This window comes from Azospirillum brasilense (assembly GCF_022023855.1).
In the GTDB taxonomy this organism is placed as follows: Bacteria; Pseudomonadota; Alphaproteobacteria; order Azospirillales; family Azospirillaceae; genus Azospirillum; species Azospirillum brasilense_F.
In genome coordinates, this window is sequence record NZ_CP059449.1 from 682,246 (window position 1) to 699,221 (window position 16,976).

Below are 16,976 nucleotides of genomic sequence, written 5' to 3' on the forward strand. Positions count from 1 at the left end.
TCTCCTCGGGCAATATCGCTGAGAGAGAGGTATTCTTTCCAGGGCACTGGATAAAGCCCCAGCGCCGCTCAACACTGTTGCGGCAGGGGCAACAGCGTCATTCGTCCGTCTGGCCGGGGCGGGAGCGGCTGATGGACAGGCTGAGCAGGATCACCGGCACGATGCCGACCGCGACGATGGCCAGCGCCCCGGTGGCGGCCTCGGTCAGCCGCTCGTCGGAGGCCAGCGTGTAGACTCGCACGGCCAGCGTGTCGAAGTTGAAGGGCCGGACGATCATCGTCGCCGGCAGCTCCTTCATCACGTCCACGAAGACCAGCAGGCCGGCGGTCAGCAGGCTGCCCCACATGATCGGCGCGTGCACCCGGATCAGCGTCCGCCCCGCCGTGTGGCCGAGAACGCGGGACGCAAAATCCATCGTCGGGCGGATCTTGCCCAGGCTGGCCTCGATCGTGTTGAAGGACACCGCCAGGAAGCGCACCAGATAGGCGAACAGCACCGCCGCGATGGTGCCGCTCAGCAGCAGGCCGGTGGACACCCCGAAGGTCTGGCGCATGAAGGCGTCGACGGCGTTGTCGAGATGGGCGAAGGGGATCAGCACGCCGACCGCGATCACCGAGCCGGGAATGGCGTAGCCCATGGCGGCGACGCGCACCGCGCCCTTCAGCAGCGGCGTCGGGCGCAGCCGCTGCCCGTAGGCCAGGACCAGCGCCAGCGACACCGCCAGCACCGCGGCCAGCGCCGCCAGCGTGAAGCTGTTGCGGGCCAGCGTCAGGAACACCGGCCCGAAGGCCTGATCCCCGGCGGTGACCGCCATGCGGACCAGCAGCCCGGCGGGCAGCAGAAAGCCGAGCAGCAGCGGCAGCCCGCAGGCCGTCATGGCGGCGGCGGCGCGCCAGCCGGTCAACTGGTGCTTGGGCAGGCGGCGGTAACGGGTGGTGGTGTGGTGGTAGCGGGCCTGACGGCGCGACCAGCGCTCCATCAGCACCAGCACCAGAACGAACATCATCAGCACGGCGGCCAGCTGCGCCGCCGCCACCGGCTGTCCCATGGCGAACCACGTCCGGTAGATGCCGGTGACGAAGGTGTTCACGGCGAAATACTGCACGGTGCCGAAATCGGCCAGAACCTCCATCAGCACCAGCGCGAGGCCGGCGACGATGCTGGGGCGGGCCAGCGGCAGCGCCACCGTGAAGAAGCTGCGCCACGGTCCGCGGCCAAGCGTACGGCTGACCTCCAGCACGCAGACGGACTGTTCCAGGAAGGCGGCGCGCGACAGCAGATAAACGTACGGGTACAGCACCAGCGTCATCATCAACGCGGCGCCTTCGAGCGTACGGATGTCCGGAAACCAGTAATCCCGGCGCGACCAGTGGAAAACCTCGCGCAGCGCGGTCTGCACCGGGCCGACGAACTGGAGCAGATCGGTGTAGACGTACGCCATGACATAGGCCGGCACCGCCATCGGCAGCAGCAGCGCCCATTCCAGCATACGGCTGCCGGGGAACCGGCACATGGTGACCAGCCAAGCGGTGCCAACCCCGATGACCAGCGTGCCCAGCCCCACCCCGAAGACGAGGCGCACGGTGTTCAGCAGATACTCCGCCAGCACTGTGTCGACCAGATGCTGCCACACCCCGTCCGTCGGCACGAAGACGCGGCTGATCACCGCCAGCACCGGCAGGGCGACCAGCGCCGCGATCACCAGCGTCGCCAGCGTCCAGCCGCTGAAACCGACGCGATGCCACAGGGAGGCCCACGGGGAGGAATGAAAGCCGGCGGCCTGAACCGGGCCGCCCGGAGTCGGAGCGGGGGTTTGAAAGGTGTCCGTCGTCAAGGCCGGTTACGCCCATAGGGATGTGTCGAACGGGAGCCCTATGGTCTCACACTGTGCGAATAACTCGCAATGACAACATGCCGCATCCCTTTCCCGTGAGGGTATGACAGGGATGCGGCCGCTGTTTGTGGTTACTTGGTGCCGAACATGCGGTCGCCGGCGTCGCCCAGGCCGGGGACGATGTACGCGTTCTCGTCCAGATGGCTGTCGAGCGAAGCGGTGAAGACCTTCACCCGCGGGTGGGCGGCGGCGAAGACGCGCATGCCCTCGGGCGCCGCCACAAGCGCCATGAAGCGGATGTTCTCGTCGTCCACGCCGTGGCGGTTGAGCACGTCGCAGGCGTGGACGGCGGAGTTGCCGGTCGCCAGCATCGGGTCCACGACGATGAACAGGCGGCCTTCCGCCTCCGGCAGCTTCACCAGATACTCGTGCGGCATCTTGGTGTCGTGGTCGCGGTAGAGGCCGATGTGCCCCTCGCGCGCCGACGGCACCAGCTCGTGCAGGCCCTGGGCCATGCCGAGGCCGGCACGCAGCACCGGCACGATGGCCAGCTTCTTGCCGGCGATGACCGGCGCGTCCATGGGCTGGAGCGGCGTGTCGATCCGCTCGGTCGTCAAAGGCAGGTCGCGGGTGATCTCATAGCCCATCAGCAGCGAAATCTCGCGCAGCAGGGTGCGGAAACCGCCGGTGGAGCGTTCCTTGGCCCGCATCAGCGTCAGCTTGTGCTGGATCAGCGGGTGGTCGAGGATGAACAGATTGGGAAATTCGGTGTGGGTGCGCATGGATCTCGTGCCGCGGCCTGTATAGACCCCGATCCTAACCCGGCGGACCCGCTTCGGCCAAGCCGCCCTTAAGCGATCCCGCCGGATGCACCGCTCGGGAAACGAAAATCAGCGGCGGTTGGGAAGCGCCGGTCGCCCCGCCACACCCTCCGGCTGGTCGACCCCGTGGCGGACCACGCGGTTGCGGCCGCTGTTCTTCGCCTGATAGAGGGCGCGGTCGGCGCGGACCACCATCTCCTCCACCGGCAGATCCTCCCCGGCCTCGACCAGCCCGAAGGAGGCGGTGACCGCGATCCGCCGCCCGTCCGGCAGCGTCACCGGGGTCCGCGCCAGCTCGCCGCGCAACCGCTCGATGACCCGGAAGCCCTCGGCGAGGCCGGTTTCCTTCAGGCAGATCAGGAACTCCTCGCCGCCCATGCGGAAGGCCTCGTCAAAGCTGCGGATGCCCCGGCTGATGGCGGCGGCGGTGGCGGCCAGGACGCGGTCGCCGATGTCGTGGCCGTAGGTGTCGTTGATGCCCTTGAAGCGGTCGATGTCGCAGATGGCGACGCAGAAGGCCGGACCGTTGCGGCGGAAGCGGTTGTGCTCGCGCTCCAACGCCTCCTGCATGCCGCGGCGGGTGCGCAGGCCGGTCAAGGGGTCCAGCCCGCTCGCCGCCGCCCCGAAGGCGCGCTCGACCCGGCGCAGATGCAGGACGAACTCCTCGAAGCGGGCGATCACCCCCTCGTAGTCGGCCTCGGTCGGGCTCTCGCCGCCGGCCGCCTTCAGCAGAAGCAGCTTGGCCTTGCGGTGCATCTGCTCATGCAGGGTGACCAGCTTCTCCACGGCGGGCTGGTGGGCCAGATCGTCGGCGTTGACCGCCACGCACCACGCCGCGAAGGAGGCCGGGGCCGACACCCGCTCACCCCCCTGCCCGCCGCGGAAGAAGATCGCGCGGTGCCACTGCCCGATCCATCGCAAATGCTCGTCGAGGACGAGGCCGAGGCTGTCGGATGGCGAGCGTGTGTCGGACGAGCTGGTCATCGGGCTTGCACGGCTTCCCTTCGGACACATCCACCGGTCGCGGCCCATGGATGCCAACAGTATCGCACGAAATCATACCCCAGGTCCGCAACCCGGTCGTGCGATTAAGTTGTGCCCATCCGCCAAAAGGGAAAGCCCTGCGGCAACATCAAATTTTATTCAAATGTCTTGCCGCGACGCGACGTCACAGCCCGGCCACGCTGTCCAGGAAGCGCCGGATCAGCTCCGGGTCCTTGTGGCCGGGACGGTCCTCCACGCCCGACGACACGTCGAGCGCCGTGGCGCCGGTCGTCCGCACCGCCTCCGCCGCGTTTTCCGGCCTCAGCCCGCCGGACAGCATCCAGGGTTTCGGCCAGCTCCGCCCGGCGAGCAGCGTCCAGTCGAAGGCGATGCCGTTGCCGCCCGGCAGGGCCGACACCTTGGCCGGCGGCTTGGCGTCGAACAGCAGCCGGTCGGCGACCTCGGCGGCCTCCAGCGCGGCGGCCAGATCCTCCGGCCCGCCAACCTTGATCGCCTTCATCACCGGGATGTTGAAGGCCGCCTTCACCTCGGCGATGCGCCGCGGCGTCTCCTTGCCGTGAAGCTGGATCAGGTCGAAGGGGACTTGGCTGACCACATGCTCCAGGAAGTCGTTCTCCGGATCGACGAACAGCCCGACCGTGCGCACGCCCGTCGGGACCAGCCGCGCCAGCTCTGCCGCCATGGACGGCGCTATGGAGCGCGGGCTCGGCGGGTAGAAGACGAAGCCGACATAGCGCGCCCCGCCGGCGACCGCGGCGTGCAGCGACAGGGGCTCGGTGAGGCCGCAGATCTTCACGCTGACGGGCATGGGGAAGGGTCCTTACAGTTCCGAAACGATGCGTCGGGCGGCGGCTTCCGGATCGGCGTCGCCGGTGATCGGGCGCCCGATGACCAGATGGTCCGCCCCGGCGGCCAACGCCTCGGCGGGGGTCATGACGCGCTTCTGGTCGTTGGCGGCAGCCCAGGCGGGGCGGATGCCCGGCACCATCAGGATGAAGTCCGGTCCGCAGGCCTCGCGGATCAGCGCCACCTCGGCGGGGGAGCAGACGACGCCATCCACCCCCGAGTCCTTGGCGAGCAGCGCCAGCCGCTTCACCTGATCGGCCACCGGGACGCTCTGCCCGACGGCCTGGAGGTCGGCGGCGTCCATGCTGGTCAGCACGGTGACGGCGAGGATCTTCGGACGGTCCGCACCCGCGCTGGCCGCGGCGTCCGCCGCCGCGCGCATCATCGCCGGGCCGCCGGAGGTGTGGATGGTCAGGAAGGCGGGCTTCAGCGGCAACGCCGCCCGGATGCCTCCCGCCACCGTGTTGGGGATGTCGTGCAGCTTGAGATCGAGGAACAGCGGCGGGCCATCCTCGCCGATCACCGCGCGGATGCCCGCCGGGCCATGGGCGATGAAGAACTCCAGCCCCAGCTTGATCCCGCCGACCACCCCAGCGATCCGCCGGCCGAGGTCACGGGCGGTGTCGAGGTCGGTCGTGTCGACGGCGCAGAAGATGCGCGAGGCGGGCGCGATGCTGGGCGTGCTCATGGGAAAACGGCTCTCCGGACCCTGGAAGGTGGTGATGGCGCGCAGCCTAACAAGGGCCGGCGGCAATCACCAGACTTCCGGGGCCGAAGAGCGGAGCGGGACCGCTATTCGCGGTGCACGTCGACGCGCCCGGTCGGCGGAGTCGCCGGGGTGCCCATCGGAGTCGCGGTCGGCGTGGCCGCCGGAGCGCCCGCCGCCGGGTTGGCGCCCTGTGTGTTGATGTCGCGCAACGAGGCGGCGGCGGCGCGGCGGCGCTCCTCGGCGACCTGCGCGCTGTCGTAATCGGCGGTGGCGGCGTCATAGCCGCTCCAGCCGGCCTCGCGGTAGCCCTGCGCCCGGCCGGGGATGTCCACCGAGCCATGGCGCTGCATGACGGCGAGCGCGGAGTCGCACATCGCCTCCTCGACCCGGCCGACCAGCAGCACGCCGCCGCGGCGTACGCCCTCCGCGAAGACCTCCGCGTCCTCCCTCGTCACGCCGACGCCGGTCAGCATGGAGACGCGGCGGTCACGGGCGTCGAAATTCGGGTCCTCCCCGAAGTCGGCGGAGTGGCGCCAGCTTTCCAGCCGGTTTTCGGTGGCCAGACTGGCCGAGGAGCCCAGCTTCGCGCTGTCGGCGCCCATCATGGTGAAGTCCTGCCGCAGATTGGCGGCTTCGAGTTCGCTCAGCGCGCGTTCGGCGCCGGACAGATCGTCATACAGCGCGACAATGGTCTTCTTGTTCATGAACCCGCTCCTGTGCTGGTCCGATCCGGACGTGGTCCGGAATCAGAGTCAGAGGAAGAAATAGAGGAGGGCGAGGACCACCAGCACGACCAGCGCGATGACCCACCAGTTCATGGAGCCGGCCGCACCGCCCGTCGCCGTCCGGTTGCCGTCCGTGTCATAGACACCCACTTTGCGAGGTTCGTCGGCCATGGATGCTTCACTCCCTGTCGGTAAGGCTTCAGCCAACACAGGCTGATTGCCCTCTCAACAGGGGTGGAGCCGCACCGTTCCGCCGGTTCCCAAGGGTCAGCACCGGGAGTCAGCGCCCGGCGGCCCAGTCCGGCAGTTCGGACGCCCGCACCGGATCGGCTATGGCGGCGGCCAGCGCCTCGCCCAGCGCCGGGGCGAACTTGAAGCCGTGGCCGGAGCAGGCGCTCATGAGCCAGCAGCGGGCGGACAGCGGCTCGACCACGAAGCGCTCGTCGTCGGTCACCGTGTAGAAGCAGGTCGCCGCGTTGGCAAGGCTGTAGCGGTGGCCGTCCGCCAGCACCCGGCGGGCACGGTCCAGCACGTCGCGCGCCTCGTCCGGATCGGGATCGCGCTCGGTGTCCGGGTCGCCGACGCGCGAGAATCGGTGGTCGCCCGCCTTCATCGTCGTGCCGGCCACCGGGGGAACGACGTAGACCCCGCTTTCCCCATCCGCGTCGATCAGCATCGGCGCCTTGGCCCAGACGCCGCGCAGCCCCTCCGGCGGCATCAGATAGGCCACGACCTGCCGCGAGGGGGTCAGGCGCGCCGCCGTCTCCGGCAGCAGCTTCGTCACCCAGGCCCCACCGGCGACCACCAGCGCGTCGGCGCCGATGGTCCGGCGGTCGGCGAGCGTCACGGTGGCGCGCTCCGCGTCGATCGCCGTCACGGGGGCACGCGCGTGGACCGTCACCCCCAGCGCGTTCAGATGGTGGCTGAGCAGCTCCACGATGCGCCCGGCGAGCAGCACGCCGCCCGACTCCAAATGCAGCCCTTCCGCCACCGCGCTGGCGTCGACCAATGGGAATTCCGCGGCGATCTGCGCCGGAGTCAGGCGGCGGAAGGGATGGCCCAGCGATTCCAGCACATCGACGCTGTCGGCCAGCCAGCGCCGCCCGTCCTCCGCCGAGGCGGTGCAGAGCGTGCCGCTGGGGACGAGCAGCCGTTCGCCCAGGTCGCCCCACAGCCGCTCCCACGCCTGGAAGGCGGTGTCGGCCATGCGGGCGTAGCCGGCGCTGGCGCCGTAGGCGTGGCGGAACAGCCGGTGCTGGTCCACGGAGCTGCCGAAGGGGTTGGGCACTTGGCCCTGGTCGAAGACCGCGACCTCGTGCCCGGCGCGGGCCAACGCCCAGGCCGTGCACAGCCCCATGATGCCGGCGCCGACGACGGTGATGCGGAGAGTCATGATGGAAAAACGCCTTAGCGGATCGTGTCGTTGTGGATCACCATCTCCACCGCCAACTGGGCGGCGCAGAGGTCCTCCAGTGCGGTGCCGACCGACTTGAACAGGGTGATCTGGTCGTAGAAGCGGCGCCCGGCGCGCTGGCCGCGGGTCAGGTCGTAGAGGTCGCCGGCGATGTCCGCGTCGGTCAGGATGCCGGCCTTCATCGGCTGGACGATGTCGCCCGCTTCCTTGCAGGCCCCCTCGCGGGTGTCCACGAAGACGCGGGAACGGCGGATGCAGTCGTCGTCCGCCTCGCGCATCTCCGGGGTGAAGCCGCCGACGAGGTCGAGATGCGCGCCCGGCTGAAGCCATTCGCCACGGATCAGCGGCTCCTTCGCCAGCGTGGCGCAGGAGATCACCTGGGCGCCGCGCACCGCCCCCTCCAGGTCGGCGGTGGCCTCGATGCGGAATTTCGGGCGGTGGAAGCGGCTGGCCACCTTCTTCGCCTTCTCAAGGCTGCGGCCCCAGACCAGGACATGCTTGATCGGCAGGACGGTGGCGAAGGCCTCGATCAGTTCGGGGGCCAGCGCCCCGGTGCCGACCATCAGCAACCGTTCCGAGTCGGGCCGCGCGAGGTAGGAGGCGGCGAGCGCGGAGGCCGCCGCGGTGCGCCGCTTGGTCAGGGCGGTGCCGTCCAGAACCGCCTGGGGCATTCCCGTCTTGCCGTCCATCAGCAGATAGAGGCCCTGCACCGCCGGCAGATCCTTCGCCCCATTGTCAGGGAAGACGGTCACCACCTTGACGCCGATGGACTGGTTGACCTGCCACGCCGGCATCAGCAGCAGCGTGCCGTCGCTCTGGCCATAGGTCTCGACCGTGTGGTGGTGCCGCATCGGCACCTCGACCCCGGCGCGGAAGGTCTGCCGCATGCGCTCGATCAGCATGCGGAAGTGCAGGACGGATTTCAGCTCGGCTCCGGTGACGGTGCGCATCGGCGGCTCCCTCCACAGGTCCGGCAAAGCGGAACCCCCCTCCCGCCCCCCAGCCGGACGGGAGGCCGAGGGGGTTACCGGCGAGCGGTCAGTGGACCGTGGTCGCCGGCAGGGCGGCGCCGGACCCGGTCACCGCGGGCAGGCCGGCGGTGCCGGACAGCGGACGGTTCATCTCGGCCAGACGCTTCTCCGCGGCGGCGGCGCGGGCCTGCGTCTCCTTCAGCTCGCGCTCCAGATAGGAGACGCGGTCCGAGGAGCGGCGGGCGCGGCGGCGGTGGCGGCGTTGGGCGTTCCAGGCGACGACTCCGCCGGCCAGGAAGCCGATCACCAGCGCCACCAGCGTGGCGAGGTAGACCGGAACCTCCAGCGTGAAGGGCAGCGGCCAGAGCGACAGCGTGACCAGGCCACGGTTGGAAATGGCGAACAGCACCGCGGCCAGCGCGATGGGAACGGCGATGATGAGGGCGATGAAACGCACGGGTGTGGTCCTCGTATCCATGATCGGGGGCCGGGGCAGCGCCGGGTCCGCTCCGACGACTCAGTGACGGGCTGTCAATGAACGGACATCATTCGTCGGTGTTCAAGCGCTCGCGCAACTGTTTTCCGGTCTTGAAGAAGGGGATCGCCTTCTCGCCCACCTCGACGGCTTCACCCGTGCGCGGGTTTCGGCCGGTGCGGGCGTCGCGGCGCTTGACGGAGAAGGCGCCGAACCCGCGCAGCTCCACCCGGTCGCCGCGGGCGAGCGCCTCGGAGATCTCGTCGAAGATGGTGCCGACGATCTTTTCGATGTCGCGCTGGTACAGGTGCGGATTGCGCTCCGCGAGCCGTTGAATCAGCTCTGATTTGGTCATGGCGATTCCGTTTCCCCCGGTTCGAGCGCCCTTGGACCGCGCTCCTTGACCTGCGCGCAAGCGTGCCACCGGGTCCAGTGACCGTCAAGCTAAGCCTTTCTGGCGGAACCCTTTTCCCGGCAACGCTCCGGCTTGCCCGATGGCCTCCGGGAAAAAGGTTCGAAATAAGATTAATCCGTCTTACGGATTGCCTTTGAACTCACCATTTCCGATGACATGGTTGGAACGGTCCCGGTCGCCGGATGCGGTTGAAGGGACGCGGTTGGAGGTTCGCCATGACGCACGCCCATCACACCGGCCCCGCCGACCCGCTGGCCGGCCTGCCCTACGCGGATCGCGTCCGCACCGTCACCACCGCCCAGGCACTGGGCTGGCTGCGGGCGGGCTGGATGGACCTGCGGGCGTCGGGCTGGGTCAGCCTCGCCTACGGCGCCCTCTTCGTCGCCATCGGCTTCGCGCTGACCGGCGGGTTGGTCCTGGCCGGGATGGCCTATCTGATCGCGCCGATGATCGGCGCCTTCCTGCTGATCGCCCCGCTCCTGGCGCTCGGCCTCTACCGAATCTCCAAGGACGTCGAGGAGGGGCGGCGGCCCAGCCTGTGGCGGGCGCTGACCGCGTGGCGGGCCAACCCCTACCACATCCTGACCGCCGGCCTGATCCTGATGCTCTATGTGATGATCTGGGCGCGGATGAACGTGGTGGCCTTCGCCCTGTTCTTCCCGCACGAGGCCATCGCGCTCGATCATTTCGTGGCGCAGATGTTCAGCTTGGACGGTCTGGTCTTCACCGCCTTCATCACGGCGCTAGGCTTCGCCTTCGCCGCCTTCGCCTTCATCACCAACGTCACCGCACTGCCGATGATGATGGACCGACCGGTGGACGTCTTCGCCGCGGCGCTGGCCTCAGCGATGGCCGTGCTGCGCAACCCACGCGTCATGGCGCTGTGGGCCGGGCTGATCGTGCTGATCACCGGCGCCGGGCTGCTGACCGGCTTCCTCGGCCTGATCGTCGCCCTGCCCCTGGTCGGGCACGCGAGCTGGCACGCCTACCGCGACCTCATCAAGGAGGACGAGGAGGGGTGAGAGCGGTTTGAAAAAGGAAAAAGCCGCCGCGGGGTGACCGCGGCGGCTTTTTCGTAACCAAGTGCGAGAGGCGGGCTCCCTCCCCGACCCTCCCCCGCTGACGCGAGGGAGGGAGATGGGAAGGACCTTACTCTTCGCCGGTCTGCTGCTTGCGCTTCAGAGCCGCACCCAGGATGTCGCCCAGCGAGGCGCCCGAGTCGGACGAACCGTACTCGGCCATCGCCTGCTTCTCCTCCTCCATCTCGCGGGCCTTGATGGACAGCGAGATGCGGCGGGAGCCGCGGTCGATCTGGGTGACCTTCGCGTCGACCTTCTCGCCGACGGCGAAGCGGTCCGGACGCTGCTCCGAACGGTCGCGGGACAGGTCCGACTTGCGGATGAAGCCGGTGTAGCCCTCGCCGACCGTGACCTCGATGCCACCGTCGGTGACCTGGGTGACGGTGCAGGTGACGACCTCGTTCTTCTTCAGGCCGGCCGTGGCAGCCTCGAACGGATCGTTCGCGAGCTGCTTGATGCCGAGGGAGATGCGCTCCTTCTCGACGTCGACGTCCAGGACCTTGACCTTGACGCGGTCGCCCTTCTTGTACTCGGCGATGGCCTCCTCACCCGACTTGTTCCAGTCGAGGTCGGACATGTGGACCATGCCGTCGATGTCGCCCGGCAGACCGACGAACAGACCGAACTCGGTGATGTTCTTGACCTCGCCTTCCAGCTCCGTGCCCGGGCCGAACTTGTCGAGGAAGGTCTCCCACGGGTTGTCCAGGCACTGCTTGAGGCCCAGGCTGATGCGGCGCTTCTGCGGATCGACGTCCAGGACCATGACCTCGACTTCCTGCGAAGTCGACACGATCTTGCCCGGATGGACGTTCTTCTTCGTCCAGGACATCTCCGAGACGTGCACCAGGCCCTCGATCCCCGGCTCCAGCTCCACGAAGGCGCCGTAGTCGGTGATGTTGGTGACGCGGCCCTTGAACCGCGAGCTGACCGGGTACTTGGCTTCCACGCCTTCCCACGGATCGGCCTCGAGCTGCTTCATGCCGAGGCTGATGCGCTGGGTCTCCGGGTTGAAGCGGATGACCTGGACCGTGACGGTCTGGCCGATCTGCAGGGCCTCGGACGGGTGGTTGATGCGGCGCCACGCGATGTCGGTGACGTGCAGCAGGCCGTCGACGCCACCCAGATCCACGAACGCGCCGTAGTCGGTGATGTTCTTGACCACACCCTGCAGAACCTGGCCTTCCTTGAGGTTGGCCACCAGCTCCGAACGGGCCTCGGCGCGGCTCTCTTCGAGCACGGCGCGACGCGACACGACGATGTTGCCGCGCGAGCGGTCCATCTTCAGGATCTGGAACGGCTGCGGGGTGCCCAGCAGCGGGGAGATGTCGCGGACCGGACGGATGTCCACCTGCGAACCCGGCAGGAACGCCACGGCGCCCGACAGGTCGACGGTGAAGCCGCCCTTGACGCGGCCGAAGATGACGCCGGTGACGCGGGTCTGGTCCTGGAAGGACTTCTCCAGCAGCGCCCAGGCCTCTTCGCGCTTGGCCTTCTCACGCGACAGAACGGCTTCGCCGTTCTTGTCTTCCATGCGCTCCAGATACACCTCGACCGTGTCGCCCGCCTTCATCTCGGGCGGCTGGCCGGCAACGGCGAATTCCTTCAGCGCGACGCGGCCTTCCGACTTCAGGCCGACGTCGATGGTGACCATGTCGTTCTCGACGGAGACGACGCGCCCCTTGACGACCGAGCCTTCGAGGGACTCGGCCGTGCCGAGCGACTCCTCGAGCAGAGCCGCAAAGCTTTCCTTCTCGCCGGTCCGGGCCATAGCTTGTGCCATTGAAACTCCTAAGGTTGGCCGAAAGCGATCCCGCCATGGTCCGTCCCGCGGCAAAACGGGCCGGCCCCCGATGGGACCACCGCGCCGGGCACCACGCCCGGCGACTTGGTTGACATATGTTCCTTTGGAGGGCCGAAGCGCCCGGACCCTGATGCTCAGACCTTGGGGCCGAAACCGGTTTTCGTTCCGATAAAGGCGGTCGCCGCTGCGAACGCCTGGTCGGCGTCGAGGGCGGAGGTATCAAGCACAAAAGCGTCGGCAGCCGGCAGGAGCGGTGCTACCGTCCTCTGGCTGTCGCGCGCGTCACGGGCCTTCATGTCCTCCAGGACGTCAGACGGTATAGCCGGAATCCCGCGTTCCCGCAACTCCTTGAGTCGCCGTTCGGCCCGCACCTCCACCGAAGCGGTAACGAACAGCTTGGCATCGGCGTTCGGGCATACGACCGTTCCGACGTCCCGCCCGTCCAGCACCGCCCCCGGCGCGCCGCCGGGCGGGGCCGCGGCGAAGCGCCGCTGAAAATCGAGCAGGGCGGCCCGCACCGCCGGCACCACGGCGACCTTGGAGGCCGCCTGCGCCGCCTCGTCGTTGCGCAGAGCCGGGTCGTTCAGGATGCCGTCCTCCGGCCGCAACGCGCGGGCGGCCTGCGCCGCCGCCTCCGCGTCCGCCGGGTCGCCGCCCGCGCGCAGGACGCCGACGCCGACGGCACGGTAGAGCGCCCCGGTGTCGAGATGCGCGAAGCCGTAGGCCTGGGCGATCCGCTTGGACAGCGTGCCCTTGCCCGCCGCCGCCGGGCCGTCGATGGCGATGACCAGACCCATCGCCCTCACGCCCCCGCGATCTTGGCGCCGACGCCGTTCATCAGAGCGACGAAGCCGGGGAAGCTGGTGTCGATGAAGGCGCCGTCGTCCACCTGCACCGGCTCGGATGTGGCCATGCCCAGAACCAGGAAGCTCATGGCGATGCGGTGGTCCATGGCGGTGGCGACGGTGGCGCCGCCCTGCGGCGGCTTGCCGGTGCCGTAGACGGTCAGACTGTCGTCGGCCCCGACCTCGACCTTCACGCCGCACTTGGTCAACCCGTCGGCCACCATGGCGAGGCGGTCGCTCTCCTTCACGCGCAGCTCCTTCAGGCCGAGCATGACGGTGGTGCCCTCCGCGCAGGCGGCGGCGGCGGCGAGGATCGGGTATTCGTCGATCATGCTGGGGGCGCGGTGCGCCGGGACGACAATGCCCTTCAGCGGTCCGTGCTTGACCCGCAGGTCGGCCACCGGCTCGCCCGCCTCGTCGCGACGATTCTCGAAGGCGATGTCGGCACCCATCTCCACCAGCGTGTCGTAGAGGCCGGTGCGGCGCGGGTTCATGCCGACGCCGGGGAGCAGCAGCCCCGATCCGGGGCGCAGCAGCGCCGCGACCGCCGGGAAGGCGGCGGAGCTGGGGTCGGCGGGCACGACGATCTCGCGCCCGGTCAGCTCCGGCTGGCCGACGACGGACACGGCGAGCGCGCCGTCCTCCATCCGCTCGGTCGTCACGGTGGCGCCGAAATGGCGCAGCATCAGCTCGGTGTGGTCGCGGGTCGGCTCCGCCTCGATCACGGTGGTGGTGCCGGCGGTGTTCAGTCCGCACAGGATGATCGCCGACTTCACCTGGGCGGAAGCCACCGGCAGGCGGTAGGTGATCGGAACGGTGCGGTCGCTGCCGACCACGGTCAGCGGAAGCCGACCGCCGGACCGCCCGACGAAGCGCGCGCCCATCTGCTCCAGCGGGCCGGTCACGCGGGCCATCGGGCGCTTGTTCAGCGAGGCGTCGCCGGTGAAGACGCAGGTGATCGGGTGCGACGCGACGAGGCCCATCAGCAGGCGCGCCGCCGTGCCGCTGTTGCCCATGTCGAGCACCTGCGCCGGCTCGCCCAGACCGCCCAGACCGACGCCGCGCACGCGCCACACCCCGTCCCCGCCGCGCTCCGCCTGGGCGCCCAGCAGGCGCATGGCGGCGGCGGTGTTCAGCACGTCCTCCCCTTCCAGCAGGCCGTGGATGACGGTTTCGCCCACCGCAACGGCACCCAGCATCAGCGACCGGTGCGAGATCGACTTGTCGCCCGGCACGCGGATGGTGCCGGCCAGCGCGCCGGTGGAGGATGAGCGAAGCGGCTTCGCCTGCAGCATGGGAGGGCTCCCCAGACAAGAATGTGACCAGGGCGGAGTACCTAGCACAGCGGGAAGGGCGATGCGAGCGATGCGCGGCTCCCACAGGGTGATTGGCTGAAAGCCGCGTGCAGGCAATGCGGGCAAGAATCGACACGGATTTCACGGATTGAAACCGGATTTCCCGGAACCGGGCGGCTGGGCGCAGCGCAGCGTCCCGTGATCGGCAAAGATCCGTGAAATCCGTGCCCTGATCCGTGAAATCCGTGTCGATCTTGTCCGCCAAAGCCGCGACCGAACCATTCGAACGTGCCCCTGACCGCTCCCGCGATCAGTCGCCGACCGCCACCCCCTCGCGCCGGGTGTCGGCGCCGCCGGACAGTCCCTGGCCGGTCACCACGATCGCCTGGGTGCCGGAGGTCAGCTCCATCGCCTTGACCGTGTGCCCCCGCGCCTCCAGCGCCGCGATCCAGCCTTCCGCCTCGGTGCCCTGCTCCAGCTCGGTCGGGCCGTTGCGGCTGCCGAAGTTGGGGGCGTCCACCGCCGCCTGCGGGTCGAGATTCCAGTCCAGCAGCGCGACCAGCGTCTTGCCCACGTAGTTGATGATGTTGCTTCCGCCCGGCGACCCCACCGAGGCCACCAGGGCGCCGTCGCGGAAGACCAGGGTCGGCGCCATCGAGCTGCGCGGGCGCTTGCCCGGCTCCACCCGGTTGGCGACCGGCTTGCCGTCCTCCGTCGGGGTGAAGGCGAAGTCGGTCAGCTCGTTGTTCAGCAGGAAGCCGCGCACCATCAGGCGGGAGCCGAAGCCGTCCTCGATGGTGGTGGTCATGGCGACCGCGTTGCCCGCCCCGTCCACCACGGAGATGTGGCTGGTGCCATGCTCCTCGGCCTCGGCAAAGCCCCAGGCACGGCCATGCTTGAAGGGCGGCTCGCCCGGCTGGGCCTTGCCCATCGACCGCTCGCCGACCAGGGCAGCGCGGCTCGCCAGATAGCCGCGGTCGAGCAGCCCCTTCACCGGCACCGATACGAAATCCGGGTCGGCGAGATAGAGGCCGCGGTCGGCGAAGGCGAGTCGCCCGGCCTCCGACATCCAGTGCGCCGCCAGCGCCGGATCGCCGCGGGTGGCGGCCATGTCGCGGCCCTCCAGGAAGGCCAGCATCTGCAGCACCGCGACCCCGCCGGAGCTGGGCGGCCCCATGCCGCACAGGGTATAGGCGCGGTAGGGGCCGCAGACCGGCTCCCGCTCCTTCACCCGGTAGGCCTTCAGGTCGGCCTCGGTCATGTCGCCGGGGTTGGTGGGATGGCTGGTCACCGCCTTGACGAGGTCGGCGGCGACCGGCCCCTCGTAGAAGGCGGCGGAGCCTTTCTCCGCAATGGCGCGCAGGGTTGCCGCGAACTCCGGGTTCTTCAAGACATGGCCGACCGGCCAGGGCGTGCCGTCCGGCTGGTAGAAATAGGCGCGCGCCGTGGGGTTGGCCGGCAGGTGCTTTTCCATAGCCAGCTGGCCGTTCAGCCGCGGGCTGACCGTGAAGCCGGTCTCGGCCAGCGCGATGGCGCGCTCGAACAGGCGGGGCCAGGGCAGTTTGCCGTGCGTGCGGTGGGCATGCTCCAGCAGCATCACCGTGCCCGGCACCCCGACGGACCGCCCGCCGACCACCGCGTCGTAGAAGGGCATCGGCTTGCCGTCCGCCCCCAGGAAACGCTCCGGAGTCGCCGCGGCCGGCGCCGTCTCGCGCCCGTCGAGGGAGGTCACCACTTTCGTTGCGGCATCGTAATGAACCAGGAAGGCGCCGCCCCCGACGCCGGAGCTTTGCGGTTCCACCAGATTGAGGACGAGCTGCACGGCGATCGCCGCGTCCACCGCGCTGCCGCCCGCCCGCAGGATTTCCCGTCCGGCCTCCGCCGCCAACGGATTCGCTGCGGCCACCATGTGGCGCGTGGCGGTGTCGACGCCGCGGCTGCCGCGTCCGGTCGCGCGCTCAGGCGCCACGTCGCCCGCCGCGGAAGGAGTCGTGGACGGCGCCGTCTGGGCCAAGGCCTCCAGCGGCAGCGCCGCCAGCAGCCCGGCGGACAGCAACGCCCGCCAGCGGCGGGACAGCAGGATCGGCATCGGCTTCCTCCCCCATTATCATGGTATCCTTGTGGGCGGCCCGAAGGACCACCGCAGGGTGAAGTTTGGCACCGGCCGCCGGACCTGCCACGTCGACGGCGGCATTCAGCGAACTTTTTTTTGACAAGCGCCCGCTGGCGTGGCAAAGGGCGCGGCTTGCAATTCCCGAATTGGGCATTCCCTAGGAACGTGACGGAGGACGAGGCGTGGCCAAACCCGAATGGGGCGTCAAGCGCATCTGCCCGAGCTGTGGCGCGCGCTATTACGATCTGCGCAAGGACCCGCCGGTGTGCCCGAGCTGCGGAGCGCAGTTCGATCCCGAGGCGTTGCTGAAGTCCCGCAAGGCGCGCCCGGCGCCGGTCGACGATGTCAAGAAGGCCCCGGTGGTCTCCTCGGAGGACGAGGAAACCGAGACCGAGGAAGAAGAGTCGACGGAACTCGACGAAGTCGAGGACGATGTGACCGTCGACGATATCGAGGAAACCGACGAGACGCCCGAGGACGAGGACGATGTCCTGATCGAGGACACTTCGGAACTGGGTGAGGACGACATGGACGAGGTCGTCGACGTCGAAGGCGAGGACGAGGAGGAGCGCTGACCGGCGCTCTTCCGGGTGAGCGGAAAAAAGGTGGACGGGGCCGAATTTTTTTC

General features: G+C 69.3%; 17 protein-coding genes. 2 read left to right on the plus strand and 15 right to left on the minus strand.

Features of this window, described 5'->3' with window-relative positions:
• Positions 1–97 precede the first annotated feature (97 nt).
• The 11 genes from H1Q64_RS03260 to ihfB form a co-directional block, all read right to left on the minus strand.
• The gene (locus tag H1Q64_RS03260) at positions 98–1,834 is read right to left on the minus strand and encodes an ABC transporter permease (RefSeq protein WP_237904362.1); all 1,737 of its coding nucleotides are present in this window, start codon (positions 1,832–1,834) and stop codon (positions 98–100) included.
• Positions 1,835–1,965: 131 nt separating this feature from the next.
• Positions 1,966–2,616 carry a uracil phosphoribosyltransferase gene (gene upp, locus H1Q64_RS03265; RefSeq protein WP_014239248.1) on the minus strand — a complete coding sequence of 217 codons (651 nt, stop codon included), beginning with the start codon at positions 2,614–2,616 and terminating at the stop codon, positions 1,966–1,968.
• A 108-nt stretch (positions 2,617–2,724) separates the two neighbouring features.
• Positions 2,725–3,639 (minus strand): diguanylate cyclase, encoded by a 915-nt coding sequence (locus H1Q64_RS03270; protein ID WP_237904363.1) that lies wholly within the window; start codon positions 3,637–3,639, stop codon positions 2,725–2,727.
• A 184-nt stretch (positions 3,640–3,823) separates the two neighbouring features.
• Positions 3,824–4,468 carry a phosphoribosylanthranilate isomerase gene (locus tag H1Q64_RS03275; RefSeq protein ID WP_237904364.1) on the minus strand — a complete coding sequence of 215 codons (645 nt, stop codon included), beginning with the start codon at positions 4,466–4,468 and terminating at the stop codon, positions 3,824–3,826.
• Positions 4,469–4,480: 12 nt separating this feature from the next.
• Positions 4,481–5,194 (minus strand): orotidine-5'-phosphate decarboxylase, encoded by a 714-nt coding sequence (gene pyrF / locus H1Q64_RS03280; RefSeq protein WP_237904365.1) that lies wholly within the window; start codon positions 5,192–5,194, stop codon positions 4,481–4,483.
• A gap of 104 nt (positions 5,195–5,298) precedes the next feature.
• Complete coding sequence (locus H1Q64_RS03285) at positions 5,299–5,919, minus strand: hypothetical protein (RefSeq protein WP_237904366.1); 621 nt, start codon at positions 5,917–5,919, stop codon at positions 5,299–5,301.
• Positions 5,920–5,967: 48 nt separating this feature from the next.
• Entirely contained in the window at positions 5,968–6,111 is a 144-nt protein-coding gene (locus H1Q64_RS03290; RefSeq protein ID WP_014239243.1) for a hypothetical protein, read from the minus strand.
• Positions 6,112–6,220: 109 nt separating this feature from the next.
• Positions 6,221–7,333 (minus strand): NAD(P)/FAD-dependent oxidoreductase, encoded by a 1,113-nt coding sequence (locus H1Q64_RS03295; RefSeq protein WP_237904367.1) that lies wholly within the window; start codon positions 7,331–7,333, stop codon positions 6,221–6,223.
• A 14-nt stretch (positions 7,334–7,347) separates the two neighbouring features.
• Positions 7,348–8,304 carry an ornithine cyclodeaminase family protein gene (locus H1Q64_RS03300; protein ID WP_014239241.1) on the minus strand — a complete coding sequence of 319 codons (957 nt, stop codon included), beginning with the start codon at positions 8,302–8,304 and terminating at the stop codon, positions 7,348–7,350.
• 88 nt (positions 8,305–8,392) lie between these two features.
• On the minus strand, positions 8,393–8,782 hold the full coding sequence (locus H1Q64_RS03305) for a lipopolysaccharide assembly protein LapA domain-containing protein (RefSeq protein WP_038525891.1): 390 nt from the start codon (positions 8,780–8,782) through the stop codon (positions 8,393–8,395).
• An 88-nt stretch (positions 8,783–8,870) separates the two neighbouring features.
• A complete protein-coding gene (ihfB, locus tag H1Q64_RS03310; RefSeq protein WP_014239239.1) occupies positions 8,871–9,155 on the minus strand; it encodes an integration host factor subunit beta in 285 nt (94 codons plus the stop codon).
• Positions 9,156–9,430: 275 nt separating this feature from the next.
• On the opposite strand from ihfB, the gene H1Q64_RS03315 reads away from it, so the two are divergent.
• Positions 9,431–10,237 (plus strand): DUF2189 domain-containing protein, encoded by an 807-nt coding sequence (locus H1Q64_RS03315; RefSeq protein WP_237904368.1) that lies wholly within the window; start codon positions 9,431–9,433, stop codon positions 10,235–10,237.
• A 127-nt stretch (positions 10,238–10,364) separates the two neighbouring features.
• On the opposite strand, the gene rpsA is transcribed toward H1Q64_RS03315, so the two are convergent.
• The 4 genes from rpsA to ggt all read right to left on the minus strand — a co-directional run bounded on the left by rpsA (position 10,365) and on the right by ggt (position 16,324).
• Complete coding sequence (rpsA, locus tag H1Q64_RS03320) at positions 10,365–12,074, minus strand: 30S ribosomal protein S1 (RefSeq protein WP_035671076.1); 1,710 nt, start codon at positions 12,072–12,074, stop codon at positions 10,365–10,367.
• A gap of 155 nt (positions 12,075–12,229) precedes the next feature.
• Positions 12,230–12,892, minus strand: coding sequence for a (d)CMP kinase (gene cmk / locus H1Q64_RS03325; RefSeq protein WP_237904903.1), 663 nt, complete (start codon positions 12,890–12,892; stop codon positions 12,230–12,232).
• A gap of 5 nt (positions 12,893–12,897) precedes the next feature.
• Complete coding sequence (gene aroA, locus H1Q64_RS03330; protein WP_237904369.1) at positions 12,898–14,235, minus strand: 3-phosphoshikimate 1-carboxyvinyltransferase; 1,338 nt, start codon at positions 14,233–14,235, stop codon at positions 12,898–12,900.
• A gap of 310 nt (positions 14,236–14,545) precedes the next feature.
• Positions 14,546–16,324, minus strand: coding sequence for a gamma-glutamyltransferase (gene ggt / locus H1Q64_RS03335; RefSeq protein ID WP_237904370.1), 1,779 nt, complete (start codon positions 16,322–16,324; stop codon positions 14,546–14,548).
• 206 nt (positions 16,325–16,530) lie between these two features.
• Here ggt and H1Q64_RS03340 point away from each other — a divergent pair, with 206 nt between their 5' ends.
• On the plus strand, positions 16,531–16,923 hold the full coding sequence (locus tag H1Q64_RS03340) for a TIGR02300 family protein (RefSeq protein ID WP_149164117.1): 393 nt from the start codon (positions 16,531–16,533) through the stop codon (positions 16,921–16,923).
• Positions 16,924–16,976: the final 53 nt, after the last annotated feature.